This is a genomic window from Xanthomonas sp. WHRI 7064, from assembly GCF_040202355.2.
Lineage (GTDB): Bacteria > Pseudomonadota > Gammaproteobacteria > Xanthomonadales > Xanthomonadaceae > Xanthomonas > Xanthomonas arboricola.
Map to the genome: position 1 here is coordinate 4,119,046 of NZ_CP167821.1, position 15,847 is coordinate 4,134,892.

14 protein-coding genes are annotated in these 15,847 nt (G+C 62.9%); 10 read left to right on the forward strand and 4 right to left on the reverse strand.

Features of this window, described 5'->3' with window-relative positions; translation table 11 throughout:
* Positions 1–362: 362 nt before the first annotated feature.
* The 4 genes from ABQY74_RS17485 to ABQY74_RS17500 all read right to left on the reverse strand — a co-directional run bounded on the left by ABQY74_RS17485 (position 363) and on the right by ABQY74_RS17500 (position 4,912).
* Positions 363–1,802, reverse strand: coding sequence for a UdgX family uracil-DNA binding protein (locus tag ABQY74_RS17485; protein WP_349792687.1), 1,440 nt, complete (start codon positions 1,800–1,802; stop codon positions 363–365).
* A gap of 202 nt (positions 1,803–2,004) precedes the next feature.
* The gene (locus tag ABQY74_RS17490; RefSeq protein WP_016900902.1) at positions 2,005–3,249 is read right to left on the reverse strand and encodes a putative DNA modification/repair radical SAM protein; all 1,245 of its coding nucleotides are present in this window, start codon (positions 3,247–3,249) and stop codon (positions 2,005–2,007) included.
* A gap of 390 nt (positions 3,250–3,639) precedes the next feature.
* Positions 3,640–4,470, reverse strand: coding sequence for a class III extradiol ring-cleavage dioxygenase (locus tag ABQY74_RS17495; RefSeq protein WP_349792502.1), 831 nt, complete (start codon positions 4,468–4,470; stop codon positions 3,640–3,642).
* Positions 4,471–4,501: 31 nt separating this feature from the next.
* Positions 4,502–4,912, reverse strand: coding sequence for a DoxX family protein (locus ABQY74_RS17500; protein ID WP_039518743.1), 411 nt, complete (start codon positions 4,910–4,912; stop codon positions 4,502–4,504).
* Positions 4,913–5,017: 105 nt separating this feature from the next.
* Between ABQY74_RS17500 and ABQY74_RS17505 the strand changes: the two genes are divergently transcribed.
* The 10 genes from ABQY74_RS17505 to ABQY74_RS17550 all read left to right on the forward strand — a co-directional run bounded on the left by ABQY74_RS17505 (position 5,018) and on the right by ABQY74_RS17550 (position 15,804).
* The gene (locus ABQY74_RS17505) at positions 5,018–5,911 is read left to right on the forward strand and encodes a LysR family transcriptional regulator (RefSeq protein WP_047127395.1); all 894 of its coding nucleotides are present in this window, start codon (positions 5,018–5,020) and stop codon (positions 5,909–5,911) included.
* Between the two features lie 93 nt (positions 5,912–6,004).
* The gene (locus ABQY74_RS17510) at positions 6,005–6,574 is read left to right on the forward strand and encodes a flavodoxin family protein (protein WP_039518741.1); all 570 of its coding nucleotides are present in this window, start codon (positions 6,005–6,007) and stop codon (positions 6,572–6,574) included.
* 277 nt (positions 6,575–6,851) lie between these two features.
* Entirely contained in the window at positions 6,852–7,847 is a 996-nt protein-coding gene (locus ABQY74_RS17515) for an aldo/keto reductase (RefSeq protein ID WP_024940767.1), read from the forward strand.
* A gap of 117 nt (positions 7,848–7,964) precedes the next feature.
* Entirely contained in the window at positions 7,965–8,660 is a 696-nt protein-coding gene (locus ABQY74_RS17520) for a glycosyltransferase (protein ID WP_102251142.1), read from the forward strand.
* Positions 8,661–8,810: 150 nt separating this feature from the next.
* The gene (locus ABQY74_RS17525; RefSeq protein ID WP_349792689.1) at positions 8,811–10,880 is read left to right on the forward strand and encodes a M13 family metallopeptidase; all 2,070 of its coding nucleotides are present in this window, start codon (positions 8,811–8,813) and stop codon (positions 10,878–10,880) included.
* Between the two features lie 174 nt (positions 10,881–11,054).
* Positions 11,055–12,908 (forward strand): DUF6077 domain-containing protein, encoded by a 1,854-nt coding sequence (locus ABQY74_RS17530; RefSeq protein ID WP_146092811.1) that lies wholly within the window; start codon positions 11,055–11,057, stop codon positions 12,906–12,908.
* Positions 12,905–13,600, forward strand: a complete 696-nt coding sequence (locus ABQY74_RS17535) for a WbqC family protein (RefSeq protein WP_046344525.1) — start codon at positions 12,905–12,907, stop codon at positions 13,598–13,600. Before ABQY74_RS17530 ends, ABQY74_RS17535 begins: the two co-directional genes overlap by 4 nt.
* Entirely contained in the window at positions 13,597–14,526 is a 930-nt protein-coding gene (locus ABQY74_RS17540) for a glycosyltransferase family 2 protein (protein ID WP_349792507.1), read from the forward strand. The genes ABQY74_RS17535 and ABQY74_RS17540 overlap by 4 nt, the downstream gene beginning before the upstream one ends.
* Positions 14,507–15,139, forward strand: a complete 633-nt coding sequence (locus ABQY74_RS17545; RefSeq protein WP_046344529.1) for a class I SAM-dependent methyltransferase — start codon at positions 14,507–14,509, stop codon at positions 15,137–15,139. The genes ABQY74_RS17540 and ABQY74_RS17545 overlap by 20 nt, the downstream gene beginning before the upstream one ends.
* A complete protein-coding gene (locus ABQY74_RS17550) occupies positions 15,136–15,804 on the forward strand; it encodes an acetyltransferase (RefSeq protein WP_104555173.1) in 669 nt (222 codons plus the stop codon). Before ABQY74_RS17545 ends, ABQY74_RS17550 begins: the two co-directional genes overlap by 4 nt.
* The last annotated feature ends 43 nt before the right edge of the window (positions 15,805–15,847 follow it).

Here is a 15,847-nt window from a genome sequence, read left to right on the forward strand (position 1 = left end):
CAGAGCAGCTGCATTGCCGCAAGCACTCGGGTAGGCGCGGACGCCGCGCTCGAAACCGGCAGGTACGGGTGGTACATGCCGATGTCGAACACCGCGCCTGCCTGACCAACATGCAGCAGTCGTGTCGGCCGCTGCCTCAAGTGATTGGTTGCGCTGTCGTTGCACGGCAACGCCAGCGCATCAGCTGCACAAGACTTAAGTGCAGACACTGCTGAATCGTTGTATCCGCGCGTGCCTGGAAACAGGCTCCAGGCAGCGCCACCAGACCGCAAAGCGGCGGTGAGGGAACCACTGGCTCGCCAGTGGTTCCACTTGGTGTCTCGTTCTCCGACACCGTGCGCGTGCATTTGCACGCGCATTTTTTATGTCTTCGCCATGCGCTCCGCAGCAATCGGTGCATCCAGCAACTGGCGCAGATCCTCGACAAACCCGCGGTAGCCTTCCTCGCGCGCGGCCTCCGAGCCCTGCCGCAATACCCACGAGGGATGCACGGTGGTCAGCACCGGCGTGCCGTCGTCCAGCCGCTGCCACTGACCGCGCTGCTGCATCAAGCGAAAGCTGTTCCCCAACACCGCCTGTGCCGCGGTTGCGCCCAGGCAGACGATCTGCGCCGGACGCAGCTGCGCGCGTTCGGCATGCAACCAGCCACTGCAGGCCTGCACATGCGACCGTTCCGGGTTGCGATGCAGACGCCGCTTGCCGCGTTGCTCGAAGCGGAAATGCTTGACCGCATTGGTCACGTAGACCGTGGCGCGGTCGATGCCGATCTCGCCCAGCGCCATGTTGAACAAACGCCCGGCCGGCCCGACGAACGGACGCCCGCTCAGATCCTCTTCGTCGCCGGGCTGCTCGCCGATCACCATCACCGACGCATCGCTCGGCCCTTCGCCGAACACCGTCTGCGTTGCCGGCTGCCATAACGCGCAGCGGCGGCAATCGCGCGCGGCCACGCGCAACTGCGCCAGGCTTTGCGTGGCCACTTCCGGGACCGGCGCCGGCGCCACCGGCACTCGCCGCCGCACCGGCTCGGGCGCACGCTCGGCCATCTCGCGCACGCGCACACCCGCCTCGCGGATCAGCTCCGGCAACAAGCTCGCCTCGGGCAGGTTCTTCCAGTATTTCTGCGGCATTTCCTGCCGCATCATGGTTGGATTGAGCCGCGCCGGATTGAAGATATGCGCGTAATAGGTGCGCCAGAGCGTCTCCTGCGCATCGTCGGCCGGCACCTGGGTGCGCACGGCGCCTTCGCCAAACGTCAACGCCTCGCCATCCCAGCGCACGCTGCGATACGGGGTGAGGATCGCCCAGCGCATGCCGGCGAAGCGGCGCGCGAAAAACGGCGCCACCCGATCCACGATCCAATGTTCGGGCTCGAACCACGCCACGAAGTCTTCCTCTTCCACCGGCAAACGCCGAAAGCGCACGAACGCCTTCATCTTGTGCGTATCGCGCTGCACCGCCTTTTGCCACTGCGTCACCCGATGCACGTCGACATCGGTGGCCCGCTCGAGCAGCGCGCGCTCGCCGCAGGCCACCCGCCACAACAACCGGTACAGCACCGCATAGCGCTGCGGATCGCGGTGACACAACACCGCTCCGGCCATCTGCAGGAACTCCGCCGAGACCCGCGGCGCCGCAACCACGGCCGGCAAATCCAGCAGCCCCTGCCCCATCAACAAGCCGCCCTGCGCTCCGCCATTCCACGCGATGGAGTCCGGCTCCACCTGCGCGCACCACCCTGCCCGCGCCAGCGCACGCCATGCTTCAAGGCTCCAGCCCGGCTCGACGTCAGCGTTGAACATCGCGGTGGTCAGCATGGAGAGGTGGGATTGGGGATTTAAGATTGGGGAGTCGCAAAGCGTCGCGTTCCTGTGTCAGCACTTGCGTTCGGTGGCAGCTTTGCGCTTGATGCGACCCTTCTCCGCGCTTCGGGCAGCTTGCCCGGCAACAGGGAGAGGCCAGCGGACGCGGCGGAGCGCCGGACGCCGGCGGCCAGTTGCGGGTTCAATCGAATAGACTCGCCTGTCTGGGTGCCGGCGCCAGTTGCGCGCGCAAGCGCACCGGGTCGTCCAGGCGCTGGCGCGGATGATGGTCCAGCACGCTCACAAACGGCAGCAGCTTCTTCATCGGCACCCGCAACCGCGCCAGGTCGCCCACCCGCAAGCGCGCATGCCGGCGCGACAACAACAGGCGCTCCACATTGCGCGTGCCCAGGCCCGGCACCCGCAGCAGCATCTCGCGCGGCGCCGCGTTCAGATCCACCGGAAACCGCTCCGGGTTGCGCAGCGCCCAGGCCAGCTTCGGATCCACGTCCAGATCGAGCATGCCGCTGGACTGCGCCGGTGCGATCTCCTCCACGCTGAACTCGTAGAAGCGCAGCAACCAGTCGGCCTGATACAGCCGGTGCTCGCGCTGCAACGGCGGTGCCTGCAGCGGCAATTTGGACGAGGCATCCGGGATCGGACTGAAGGCCGAGTAATACACCCGGCGCATCCGGTAATTGCCGTAGAGATTGTGGCTGGTGTCCAGGATGCTGCGGTCGTTGGCATCGTCGGCGCCGACGATCATCTGCGTGCTCTGCCCGGCCGGTGCAAAGCGCGGCGGCTTGGCGCGGCGCAGCTTTTCGGCCTTGCGCTCCAGCTGGTTTTCTTCGATGCGCCAACGCAGTTCGCCCATTGCCGAGCGGATGCCGCCGACGCTTTTTTCCGGCGCCAGCAGTGTCAATCCCTGCTCGGTCGGCAGCTCCACGTTGATGCTCAGGCGGTCGGCGTAGCGGCCGGCGGCGGCCAGCAATTCCGGCGTTGCATCGGGGATGGTCTTGAGGTGGATGTAGCCGGCGAAGTGATGCACCTCGCGCAGCTGCCGCGCCACTTCCACCAGCTGCTCCATCGTGTAATCGGAGTTGCGGATGATGCCGCTGGACAGGAACAGGCCTTCGATGTAATTGCGCTTGTAGAAGTCCAGCGTCAGCGTGACCACTTCTTCCGGCGTGAAGCGCGCACGGCGCACATTGCTGGACACGCGGTTGACGCAATACGCGCAATCGAACACGCAGAAATTGGTGAGCAGGATCTTCAACAGCGACACGCAGCGGCCGTCGGGCGTGTACGAGTGGCAGATGCCCATGCCCTCGGTGCTGCCGATCCCGCCGGTGCCGAGCGAATTGCGCTTGTTCGCGCCACTGGAGGCGCAGGACGCGTCGTATTTGGCCGCATCGGCCAGCACTGCGAGTTTGTCGAGGATTTTCACGCAAGCAGCATGTCGTGAAGGCGTCTCAGCCTATGAGACTGCACCGCACTTCATCGTGAATGCTTCAGAGCGCTGCACTGCCGGCTCTGGTCGGCAGCATGCCTTGTGGCTGCACTGCCGGCTCTTGTGGGCAGCATGCCTGTCGCTGCGCTGCCGGCTCTTGCGGGCAGCATGCCTGGTCGCTGCGGGCCGGTATGCCGTAGGTACCAAGCCGTATCGCCATGGGTCTTGCGGGCTATAGCCACCGTACCACAGCGGCTTGCAGCGGCAGTAACTGGCCACATGCCTTGGCTTGCAGGCGGCTGGGTGGTGCCTCGGGATTGCGGGGCCGGCATGCCGCCTGCACCGTCGATGACAGCGACGCTGCAGGCGTGCTGCGTCCGCCAGGGCTCAGGCGGCGACCGGGCCCGCAAGCGCGCGATCATCACCGGGATCGCCGTCGAACCGGTAGATATCCATCGCCAGAAATCCCGCGTCGATGCCGGCATCGATGCGCCGTGCGCCGAGCCGGTCGGCGCCGGCGGCGCCCATCGCCACGTACAGCGGCAACAGGTGCTCGTCGGTGGGATGCGCCCGTGCGGCATGCGGTGCCTGCCGGCGATAGTCCAGCAACGCGGCGATGTCGTCCTCCACCAGTTTGCGCTCGGTCCACTCGATGAAGGGCCGCACATAGGGCGCCTCGCGCTCGGCGCTGTAGCCATGGCGGAAGTCGTGCAGGTTATGGGTGATGCTGCCCGAGCCGATCACCAGCACCCCGTCCTCGCGCAGCGGCGCCAGCGCGCGACCGACCGCAAACTGGTGTGCCGGCCCCAGCTCGGGCTGGATCGACACCGACACCACCGGGATGTCGGCGGCCGGATACAGCAGGCGCAGCGGCACCCACACGCCATGATCGAAGCCGCGCTGCGGATCCAGATGCGGATGCAGGCCGGCCTGTTCCAGCCGGCGCAGGATCTGCTGCGCCAGCGCCGGCTCGCCGGGCGCGGGATATTCCAGCTCGTACAGCGGCGCCGGGAAGCCGCCGAAGTCGTGAATGGTGGGCGGCCGCGCCGCGGCGCTGACCAGCGGGCGACGGCCCAGCCAGTGCGCGGACGCAACGACGATCGCGCGCGGCCGCGGCAAGGTCTGTGCGAGCTCGGCCAGGCGCTCGCCGACCTGCCCCGGCTGCAGCGCAGTCATCGGCGATCCGTGCGAGATGTACAGGGAAGGCAAACGGGTCATGGCGTACTCCTCGGAAGAACGACAGGCAGCCTCAACGCGCCGGCTTCAGCGCCCACGCGCCTTCGCCGAGCAGGGCTTGCACGATCAGCAACACCGCCCACAGCGCCGGGTATTCCCAGCCGCCGCCCGGATTGGAGAAACCGAAGCCGTTGCCGCCGTGCACGCTGACGATGGTGCCCAGCAGCAGCGGCACGCCCAGCAACCCGATCCAGCGCGCATAGATGCCCAGCAGCAGGGACAGGCCCAGACCCAGTTCCAGCGCAATGGTGAGATAGGCCAGCGCGCCCGGCAGGCCCAGCGAGTGGAAATAAGCCACGGTGCCGGCCGGGGTGAACACCAGCAACTTGATCAGGCCGTGGACCAGGAACAGCGCGCCCAGGCTGATGCGCAACAAGGCGGCGCCATAGGCAGCGGTACGCGGGGAAGCAAGCGAGGTGGACATTGGACGGACTCCAGTGAGGACCTGCACAGCCTATTACTTACAAATTTCTGATAAATAGTTTTAGTTCGGATAATTTATTGCGATCAAAGCAACAATCGGACATCCATGGATACCCTCGATGCGATGCGCGTGTTCGCAGCAGTGGCCGAACGCAGCGGCTTCAGTGCGGCCGCCGATGCGCTGGACCGCTCTACTGCCAGCGTGACCCGGCAGGTCGCCGCGCTCGAGCAACGGCTGGGCACCCGCCTGCTCAACCGCACCACCCGGCGGGTCAGCCTGACCAGCGCCGGCACCGCGTATTACCAGCGCTGCCTGCAACTGCTGGCCGACCTGGACGATCTGGAGGCCACGGTCGGCGCGCAGGCGCTGGAGCCGGCCGGGGTGCTGCGCGTCAATGCGCCGGTGAGCTATGGCATCGAGCGCCTGGCCGCGCTGCTGCCAGGCTTTTGCGCGCGCTACCCGCAGGTGGAACTGGACCTGTCGCTGTCGGACCGGCTGGTGGACATGGTCGAAGAAGGCTTCGATGTCGCCATCCGTATCACCCGGCAGCCGGCGCCGACGCTGATTGCCCGGCGCCTGGGCACGGTCCGCCTGGTGCCCTGCGCGGCGCCGGCCTACCTGGCACGCGCCGGCACCCCGATGCATCCGTCCGACCTGGCCGGCCACGACTGCCTGCTGTACCACTACTCGCCCAACGGCGACGAGGTGCGCTTCCATGGGCCCGATGGCGATAGCGATGTGCGCATCCACGGCAGCCTGCGCGCCAACAACGGGCATGTGCTGAGCGCGGCGGCGGTGGCCGGCCTGGGCATCGCAATGCAGCCGGACTTCCTGGCCGACGAGCATCTGGCGGCCGGCCGGCTGGTGCGCATCCTTCCGCAGTACGCACTGGGGGAGATCGGCATCTTTGCCGTCTATACCAGCCGCAGCCACCTGGCCCCGAAGGTGCGCAGCTTCATCGACTACCTGGTCGACAGCATGGGCGATCCCGGGCGCTGATGAGCCCGGCAACAGTACGTCCCGTCGATGGTCATTAACCTGACACGGCATGTGTGGTCACAATCGGGGCCCCCTCGACCCACAGGACTGCGCATGAGCAAGATCGCCATCATCTACTTCAGCGGCTACGGCCACACCGTCAAACTGGCCGAGGCCGTGCATGCCGGCGCCGCCAGTGTCGGCGAGGCCACGCTGTACCGCATCGATCAGGACGGCAACCTGCCCGACGACGCCTGGGAGGCGATCGGCGCAGCCGACGCCATCATCTACGGCAGCCCCACCTACATGGGCGGGCCGGCGTGGCAGTTCAAGAAGTTTGCCGACGCCAGCTCCAAGCCGTGGTTTGCGCAGGCCTGGAAGGACAAGATCGCCGCCGGCTTCACCAACTCGGCCTCGGTGAACGGCGACAAGTACGCCACCATCCAGTATTTCTGGACGCTGTCGCAGCAGCACGGCCAGGTCTGGGTGGGTACCGGCCTGCTGCCGTCCAACACCAAGGCGCACGGTCCGCAGGACATCAATTGGACCGCCGGCTCGGCAGGCGCGCTGGCGATCTCGCCCTCCGATGCCTCGCCGGAAGAAGCGCCGCGCAGCGGCGATCTGGAAACCGCCAAGCTGCTCGGCAAGCGCGTGGCCGAATTCGCCGGCAAGCTCAAGGGCTGAAGCGGCCAGTGGTAGCGCCTACATAAGAACACCCGTGCATGGCGGTGGGCCCTGGCCTGCCGACATGCGCGGGCTCTTGCGTTGAGTCGCGTCGCCCGCCCGCCTTTTGCGCGCTGTGCTGCCGACTGCTTGGCTGTGCGCCGTTTGCCTGCGCGCTCGGCGGACGCCACGGCAGCCCGCCAGCCGCCCATGGCCCGTCATCGCATGGGCCACATCGTGCTAACGCACGTCGCCGCATCCTCCCCTGACTTGTTCGCCGCACGGAGTTTCCTCCACCATGCAAACCCGCACGCTTGGCCGTTCCGGCCCCACCGTCTCTGCGCTCGGCCTCGGCTGTATGGGCATGAGCGCGTTCTACGGCGATCGCAGCGACGAGGCCGGCTCGATCGCGGTGATCCATCGCGCCCTCGACCACGGCGTCAGCCTGCTCGACACCGCCGACATGTACGGCCCGCACACCAATGAAATCCTGGTCGGCAAGGCCATTGCCGCGCGCCGGCACGAGGTGTTCCTGGCCACCAAGTTCGGCATCAAGCTCGACCCCAACGACCCGTCGGTGCGCGGCATCGACGGCAGCCCGGACTATGTGCAAGCGGCCTGCGAAGCCAGCCTGCGCCGCCTGGGCGTGGAGCACATCGACTTGTACTACCAGCACCGCGTGGACCCCAATGTGCCGATCGAAGACACCGTCGGTGCGATGTCGCGGCTAGTCGAACAGGGCAAGGTGCGTTTCCTGGGGCTGTCGGAAGCCGCTGCAGCCACCATCCGCCGTGCGCATGCGGTGCATCCCATCACCGCGGTGCAGACCGAATACTCGCTGTGGTCGCGCGAGCCCGAGGACAACGGCGTCTTTGCCACCGTGCGTGAGCTCGGGATCGGATTCGTTCCGTATTCGCCGCTGGGCCGCGGGTTCCTGACCGGCGCATTCGCCTCGCCGGACGACTTCGAGGCCGACGATTACCGTCGCCATTCGCCGCGTTTCCAGGGCGAGAACTTCACCCGCAACCTGCAACTGGTGGAGCAGGTCAAGGCGATCGCCGCCGACAAGGGCATCACGCCGGGGCAGCTGGCGCTGGCCTGGGTGCTGGCGCAGGGCCAGGACCTGGTGCCGATCCCGGGCACCAAGCGGCTGGCCTACCTGGAAGAAAACCTGGGCGCGCTCGATGTGGCGCTGATGCCGGACGAGCTCGCACGCATCGATGCGATCTTCCCGTTGCAGGCCGCATCCGGTACGCGGTATCCGGAAGCGATGATGGGCGCGCTCAGCCGCTGAGCGTGCTCACGTGAGTGCACGCAGTCGCAGCTGTGCGGCGATTGCGTGCGCTCACGCCATCGCACCGGTATGGCTCGCACACTTGGCATCACCACCGTCCGAGTGCCACGTCCTGCCATGCTGTCGTTCGTAATCCCCGCCCATGACGAGGCCGCGCTGATCGGCCAGACGCTGCAATGCCTGCAGGCCTGTGCGCAGGCCATGCAGCTGGACTACGAGGTCATCGTGGTGGCCGATGCCTGCGAGGACGACACCGCCGCCATCGCGCGCGCGGCCGGTGCGCAGGTGCTGGAGGTGCAACTGCGCCATATTGCCGCCACCCGCAATGCCGGCGCGCAGCAGGCGCAAGGCGATCGCCTGCTGTTTCTGGACGCCGATACGCTGATCAACCCGCAGGTGGTCGGCGCGGCGCTGGCGGCGCTGGATAACGGCGCGGTCGGCGGTGGCGCGCAGGTGCATCTGCAGGGCAGGCGCGCCTGGTTCGAACGCATGGCGCAGGCGACGTTCGGCTGGCTGTTCCGTCTCAGCGGCATTGCCCCGGGCTGCTTCCTGTTCTGCACGCGCGCGGCATACGTCAGCGCCGGCGGCTTCGATACGCGTTACTACGCCGGCGAAGACGTGGCATTGAGTCGCGCGCTGGCACGCTGCGGGCGGTTCGTGATCCTGCGCCAGACCGTACACACCTCCGACCGCAAGCTGCGCAGCTTTTCCAAGCGCGAGCACCTGAGCCTGCTGTTGCGCTTTCTGTGGCGCGGGCGCGGCATGCTGCAGACCCGCGATGCGCTGGGTTTCTGGTACCAGCGCCGGCGCTGAACCGCGCGTGTCCGCAGGCCGCCAGGCCGGCTGCGCGCTGCCATCGCGTCGGGACGTGGCGACGGCGGCAATTTACACTGGTATGTCTGTTTTTCGTTTCCGAGTTGTACTCGCATGGCTCTTCTGCACCGTCCTGTCCTGATCGCTGCGCTGTCGGCTGCCCTGCTGAGCACCGCCTCGTGCCACCGCGATGGCACCTCACCGGCAACGACGGGGCACGCCAAGCCCGCGCCCACCACGCCCAAACTGGGCGATTTCGGTTTTGATGCGGCAGGCATGGACCGCAGCGTGGCACCAGGCAACGACTTCTTCAGCTACGCCAGCGGCAACTGGGTCAGGACCACCCAGATCCCGGACGACCGCTCCAGCTTCAACAGCTTCGTCAGCATCGCGATCGAGACCGAGCAGCACAGCCGCGACATCATCGAAGGCGCCGCCGCCAACGACCGTGTCACCGGCGAAGACAAGCAGATTGGCGATTACTACGCGGCCTACATGGACGAAGCCGGGATCGAGGCCAAGGGCGTGCGCCCGGTACAACCGGAACTGGACGCGATTGCGCAGCTGGATGACAAGCAGGCGCTGGCGCGCACCCTGGGCGGCCAGCTGCGCGCCGATGTGGATCTGCTCAACTCCACCAACTTCCACACCGACCGGCTGTTCGGTCTGTGGATCTCGCAGGATCTGCATCACCCGGGCCGCTACGTGCCGTATCTGGTGCAGGGCGGCCTGGGCATGCCGGACCGCAGCTTCTATCTGGACGACGGGCGCATGACGCAGATGCGCGACGCCTACCGCGCGCACATCGTCAAGCTGCTGGAACTGGCCGGCATCGACGACGCGGCGGCCAGGGCCGAGCGGATCCTGGCCCTGGAAACCGCGATGGCGCGCGTGCATGCCACCGCCGAACAGACCAACAACGTGCAGGCCGGCGCCAACCCCTGGAAACAGGCCGATTTTGCGCGTAACGCGCCCGGCCTGGACTGGGCGCCGTTCTTCGAAGCGGCCGGCCTGAAGGCGCAGCAGGACTTCATCGTCTGGCAGCCCGGCGCGGTGACCGGGTTGTCGGCGCTGGTGCGCTCCGAGTCGCTGCAGACCTGGAAGGATTACCTGAGCTTTCGCGCCCTGGACCGCGCCTCGCCGTATCTGTCCAAGGCCTTTGCCGATGAGCGCTTTGCGTTCTACGGCACCACGCTGGAAGGCACACCGCAACAACGGCAGCGCTGGAAGCGCGGCATTGACGCCACCCACGCGGCCCTGGGCGAAGCGGTGGGCGAGCGCTATGTGCAGAAGTACGTCAGCGCCCAGACCAAGACGCGTGCCGAGGAGATGGTCAGGAACATCGTCACCGCCTTCGGCAAACGCATCGATGCGCTGGAGTGGATGAGCCCGCAGACCAAGCAGCATGCCAAGGCCAAGATTTCCGGGCTGACGGTGGCGGTGGGCTATCCGGACACCTGGCGCGACTACAGCGCGCTGGATGTGCGCCGCGACGACGCGCTGGGCAATGTGCAGCGCGCCGAGCTGTTCGAGTACCGGCGCAATCTGGCCAAGCTGGGTAAGGCCGTGGATCACCGCGAGTGGTACATGCTGCCGCAGGAGGTCAACGCGCTGAACGTACCGCTGGAAAACCGCCTGCTGTTTCCGGCCGCGATCCTGCAGCCGCCGTTCTTCGATCCGGCCGCAGACGATGCGGTGAACTACGGCGCCATCGGCGCGGTGATCGGCCACGAGATCAGCCACAGCTTCGACAACATGGGCGCGCAGTTCGACGAACATGGCGAACTGCACAACTGGTGGACGCCGCAGGACCTGAAAAAGTTCGAGGCCGCCGGCAATGCGCTCGCCGCGCAGTTCAGTGCGTACAAGCCGTTCGACGACCTGAGCGTCAACGGCAAGCTGACGCTGGGCGAGAACATCGCCGATGTCGCCGGCCTGGCCACTGCCTACGACGCCTATCAGCTGTCGCTGCAGGGCAAGCAGCCGCAGACCATCGACGGTTTCAGCCCGGACCAGCGCTTTTTCCTGGGCTTTGCCCAGGCCTGGCGCGGCAAGTACCGCGACGCGGCGCTACGCAACGCCGTACTCACCGACGTGCACGCACCCGGACGCTTCCGCGCGCAGACCGTGCGCAACCTCGATGCCTGGTATCCGGCGTTCAATGTGCAGCAGGGCGAGCAGTTGTACCTGCCGCCCGAGCAGCGGGTGCGGATCTGGTAGCAGACGCGGCGACGTCAAAATCCACGCCACACCCCTCTGGACATGGCTTGCACAGTAAACTGGGCGGACGGGGCGTCTTGATTCGGCCGAGCGTACCTGACCAGTGACTTGCTGGAAGTATGCAGTAAGCGGGAAGACGGGGGCCGACTCCTGATATCGGTACTGAAAGCGGACGTGATAGACGTGCACTTCGAGAGAGATGACGTTCCCGGGGGGATTGCCGGCCATACGCCTTTTGCCACTTGTCTGGCAGGCTTCGCGGCCTTTCTGGCGCTGTCCACCTTAGTGTTGATGGTCTGCCATGCAAGGGCTCTGACCTTTTCAACTGCCTGCTACGGGATAGGGCTAGCCGCCGCGCTTACGGTCACGGCAATGACGGTACAGATATGGCGTCAGGTCATGCGCTTAGAGAACCGTGGGCAGCGCTGGCACTTTGCCGGTGCGTTAACCTTGGCGATGCTGTCGGGCCTGATGGCCATGTCCATCAATCGCCCTGATGTGGACGACTCGATCTATGTCCCAAAGTCCCTGTTCTACCTGGAACATCCGGATGCACAGATCGACTCACAGGTCACGTGGTTGGCTGCGGTGGAGCAACGCCCAATTTCAGGTGTCTTTCCCTACTACGAGTTATCACAGGCTGCACTTGCACATCTGACGGGACGTCCGTATCTGGACCTTTACCATGTATTGTTACCTGGCATCGTCGGATTTCTGATGTATTCTGCGGCACTCGTCTTGCTCGGTCTTTTCGAAAACCGTCCAAACACAGTGCTTCTATGCAGTCTATTCTATCTACTGTTGATTTTTCTTCTGGGAGAAACACACCGCAGCTACGGGAATCTGAGCATTGCGCGCGCCTTCCATGGCAAATATATGTTCCTGTCCGTAGGTGCACCTAGCTGGATCTATTTTTCCTTGCGTTACCTGAGGCGTCCCAGCTGGTCACATTGGCTGATACTGGCCACGCTTGGCCTGGCCATGGCTGCAGCAACGCCGACGGCAATGATCTTTCTTCCTTTTCTTGCGCTGACCATCGCTTTCGCGAATCACATGCAGCTTTCCATTCGGCTGCCCAATGCTACCGACCTGGCCCAGGGACTACGTTATGGAGCCACGCTGATTCCGGTAATCCTCATGGCAGTCAGCTTTCGCTTCTATGCCGTGGACAATATTTCGGCCGGTAGCCAGATCAACGCGGGATTCCCGAAATCCTTCGCCGATCAGCTTGGCTTGATTGTCAATCCAGAATATCCACTGACACCGTGGCTATTTACCGTGTCCTTGCTGGCGATGCTGGCATTCTCGCCATACCGCCGTTTTTTTGCTGCATGGGTAATGGCGCTAGGCGTCATGCTGCTCAACCCTTGGATTTCCGATGTCGTGATTCAACATCTCACCACGGAGAACATCTACTGGCGCCTATTCTATCTCTTGCCATTCCCTTTGATGCCTGCACTGGCATTGGGTCTAGTTGTCAACGCCGGGCGCATCGGTGCCGCTTTGACAGTGCTAATAGTGTCGATCACTGGTTTTTTCGCACTGCGGGGGCCTACCTCGGTGCTCAGGCCCGAGAACGGCGCGACACTATCAACACCCGGCTATAAAATCGGCGAAGCCGACCGCGCGAGCTCGGAACAGGCGATCCGATGCGGGAATGCAGGCACGATCCTCGCACCGACCCAGATCGCGAGCAACATGCTGCTGTTGTCTGCGAGTTTTCCGCAATACATGATGCGCGACGATTATCTTGGCCTGATGTTATCCAGTGTTCCCAGCCAGATTTCATTGGAGCAGCGGAAGGCGGCAAGCGCCTACCTGTATCTGGACGATGGATCTACGATGGCGTCACTTGCATTCCGGACGCTGATCAGCTCGTCCCTTGCACCAGAACATATCCTTACCAGGGAGAGCGCCATCAATTTCAAGACGATATCCACTCAATTGACCGAGGCTGGTTATGTGGACCGGTGTGGCATCTCTGGCGGCTATCGCTTGTTCAGCCGCTTAAGGAACGATGCGCAATGACCAAGAAAGTCGCGATACTGCAGTCGAACTATATCCCTTGGAAAGGTTATTTTGACCTCATCGGCGCAGTGGATGAATTCATCCTCTACGACGATATGCAATACACCAGACGGGATTGGCGCAATCGAAACCAGATAAAAACACCGCAAGGCGTTCAGTGGCTAACGGTTCCGGTTCTATCGAAGGGCAAGTATCACCAGACAATTGCCGAAACTGAGCTCGATGGCGACGAGTGGACAGCATTGCACTGGCGAGCGCTCTCTCAAAACTATCGTCGTGCGCCTTTTTTTGCTCAGGTCGCAACCTGGCTGGAGCCACTCTATTTCGCTTCCTACACCCACCTTTCTCAGATGAATCGATGCTTCATTGAAGCAATTTGCCGTCAACTGAACATCACAACCCAGATCAGCAGCTCGACTGATCGCGTGATGCTGGAAGGAAAAACCGAACGACTGGCCGACCTATGCGCACAGGCAGGCGCCACCGAATACCTTTCAGGACCTGCGGCCAAGAATTACATCGATGAGGCTGTCTTCCGTGAGTTTGGCATCGCGCTGACCTGGTTCGATTACGCAGGATACTCGCCCTACCCGCAGTTATGGGGAGAATTCACCCATGGCGTCAGCGTGCTCGACTTACTCTTCAACTGCGGTCCAGATGCGCACAACTACATGAGATACGCACGCCCATGAAGCTGTCGATCGTTGCGACGCTATACCAGTCGGCGCCTTACTTGAGGGAATTTCACTCGCGAGCAACGGCGGCGGCGCGGCATTTGGCTGGTGATGATTACGAGATCCTGCTGGTCAACGATGGATCCCCGGACAAGAGCCTTGAGCTAGCCCTAGCTATAGCTGAGACAGACCCAATGCTAGTGGTCATCGACCTGTCCCGCAATTTCGGTCACCATAAAGCGATGATGACAGGACTCGCTCATGCCAGTGGCGAACTTGTTTTTCTACTCGACAGCGATCTCGAGGAGGAGCCGGAATGGCTGCATCAGTTTTTTGAAAAGATGCAGCGCGACGATTGCGATGTCGTCTATGGCGCTCAGCAACGACGCAAGGGCGGCATATTTGAGCAATGGAGTGGTGAGTGGTTCTACCGGGCATTCAAACTACTGACAGGCATGATGCTTCCCGAAAACGTGGTAACCGCAAGGCTGATGCGAAAGCGCTATGTGTCAGCACTTGTAGAACATCGTGAGCGCGAAGTTTTCATGGCCGGGCTCTGGCATATCACCGGCTTCGACCAGCGCGCCTGCCCTGTCAAGAAGCACAGCACCAGCGAGACCACTTATACATTGCACCGAAAACTCTCGCTGCTGATAAATTCAGTAACCTCGTTCAGCAATGTCCCGCTGGTGAGCATTTTTTACACAGGCGTAGCAATTTGCTGCATCTCTGTTGCCTACATTAGCTACCTACTCATTCACTGGGCGTTTCTGGCACGACCACTCAGCGGGTGGACATCGGTGATGGCTTCGATCTGGTTGCTGGGGGGCATGATCATTTCGTTTATAGGCATCATTGGCATCTACCTCTCCAAGATTTTCTCCGAAACCAAGCAGCGTCCCTATACGATCGTGAGGCAGATCCATGCAAAGCGGAAAGGCTGAGCTTCTTGCTGAAGTTGCAGGCTATTACAACGAAAAACTCGCCCAGTATGGAGAGACCGCCAAGGGAGTCGATTGGAATAGCGAAGCAAGTCAGTCGCTAAGATTCGAGCAGTTAAGCAAGATCAGTCAGGGCGTTGAAGAATACTCGTTGAATGACCTTGGCTGCGGCTATGGCGCACTCTATGAATTCTTGCGTGACCGAGGGTGCGTTGACTATGCCGGCTTCGACGTTTCCGCAAACATGATCGATGCGGCGCAGAAGCGCTATCAAGGTGATGCGCACGCACGTTTCGCCGTAGCAGGCGAACCGGACCGTGTCGGCGACTATGGTGTCGCGAGCGGCATCTTCAACGTTCGCCTCGATCAGGCTGAAGAGCGCTGGCAAGCGTATGTCGAGAACACGCTCGACATACTGGACCGAACCAGCCGCCTTGGTTTTTCGTTCAACTGCCTCACCAGTTATTCCGACCCCGATCGCATGCGCCCCAATCTTTACTACGCAGATCCATGCCACTACTTCGATCTATGCAAGCGACGCTATTCGCGCGATGTAGCGCTACTGCATGACTACGGGCTTTATGAATTTACGATTCTCGTAAGGAAGCAACGATGAGCAAGCAATCGCTGGTGATTTTTGGCTCGGGCGACATTGCGCAACTCGCCCATTACTATTTCAGCCACGACTCCGACTATGAAGTCGTAGCTTTCACCGTAGATGCCGCCTACGTACAAGGGGATTCCTTCTGCGATCTACCGGTCATCGCCTTCGAGCAGCTGACCGAGCACTATCCTCCCGAGAGCCACCTTGTTTTTGTGGCACTGAGCTATTCGAAGCTGAATTCCATCCGCAAGGAAAAATACCTTGCGGCAAAACAGGCAGGATATCGACTGGCAAGCTATATCAGTACCCGTGCCACTCTACTGAACGATGGCATGGTAGGCGAGAATTGCTTCATTCTTGAAGACAACACCATCCAACCGTTCGTGCAAATCGGCAACAACGTCACCTTGTGGAGTGGCAACCATATTGGTCACCATTCCATCATCCGAGATCATTGCTTCCTTGCTTCGCACGTGGTCGTTTCCGGCGGCGTCACGGTCGACGAGCAATGCTTCATCGGAGTCAATGCAACGTTGCGTGATCATATCCACATTGGCACCAGGACGGTCGTGGGTGCAGGCGTGCTGCTATTGGGTGATGCCGCCGCCGACGGGCTCTATATCGGCAGCGCAACAGAGCGCTCCCCTGTTCCCAGCAACCGGCTTAAGAAGATATGAAGCGAAGTCAATGGAGCACGGATCTGCATGCACGGCAGACAGC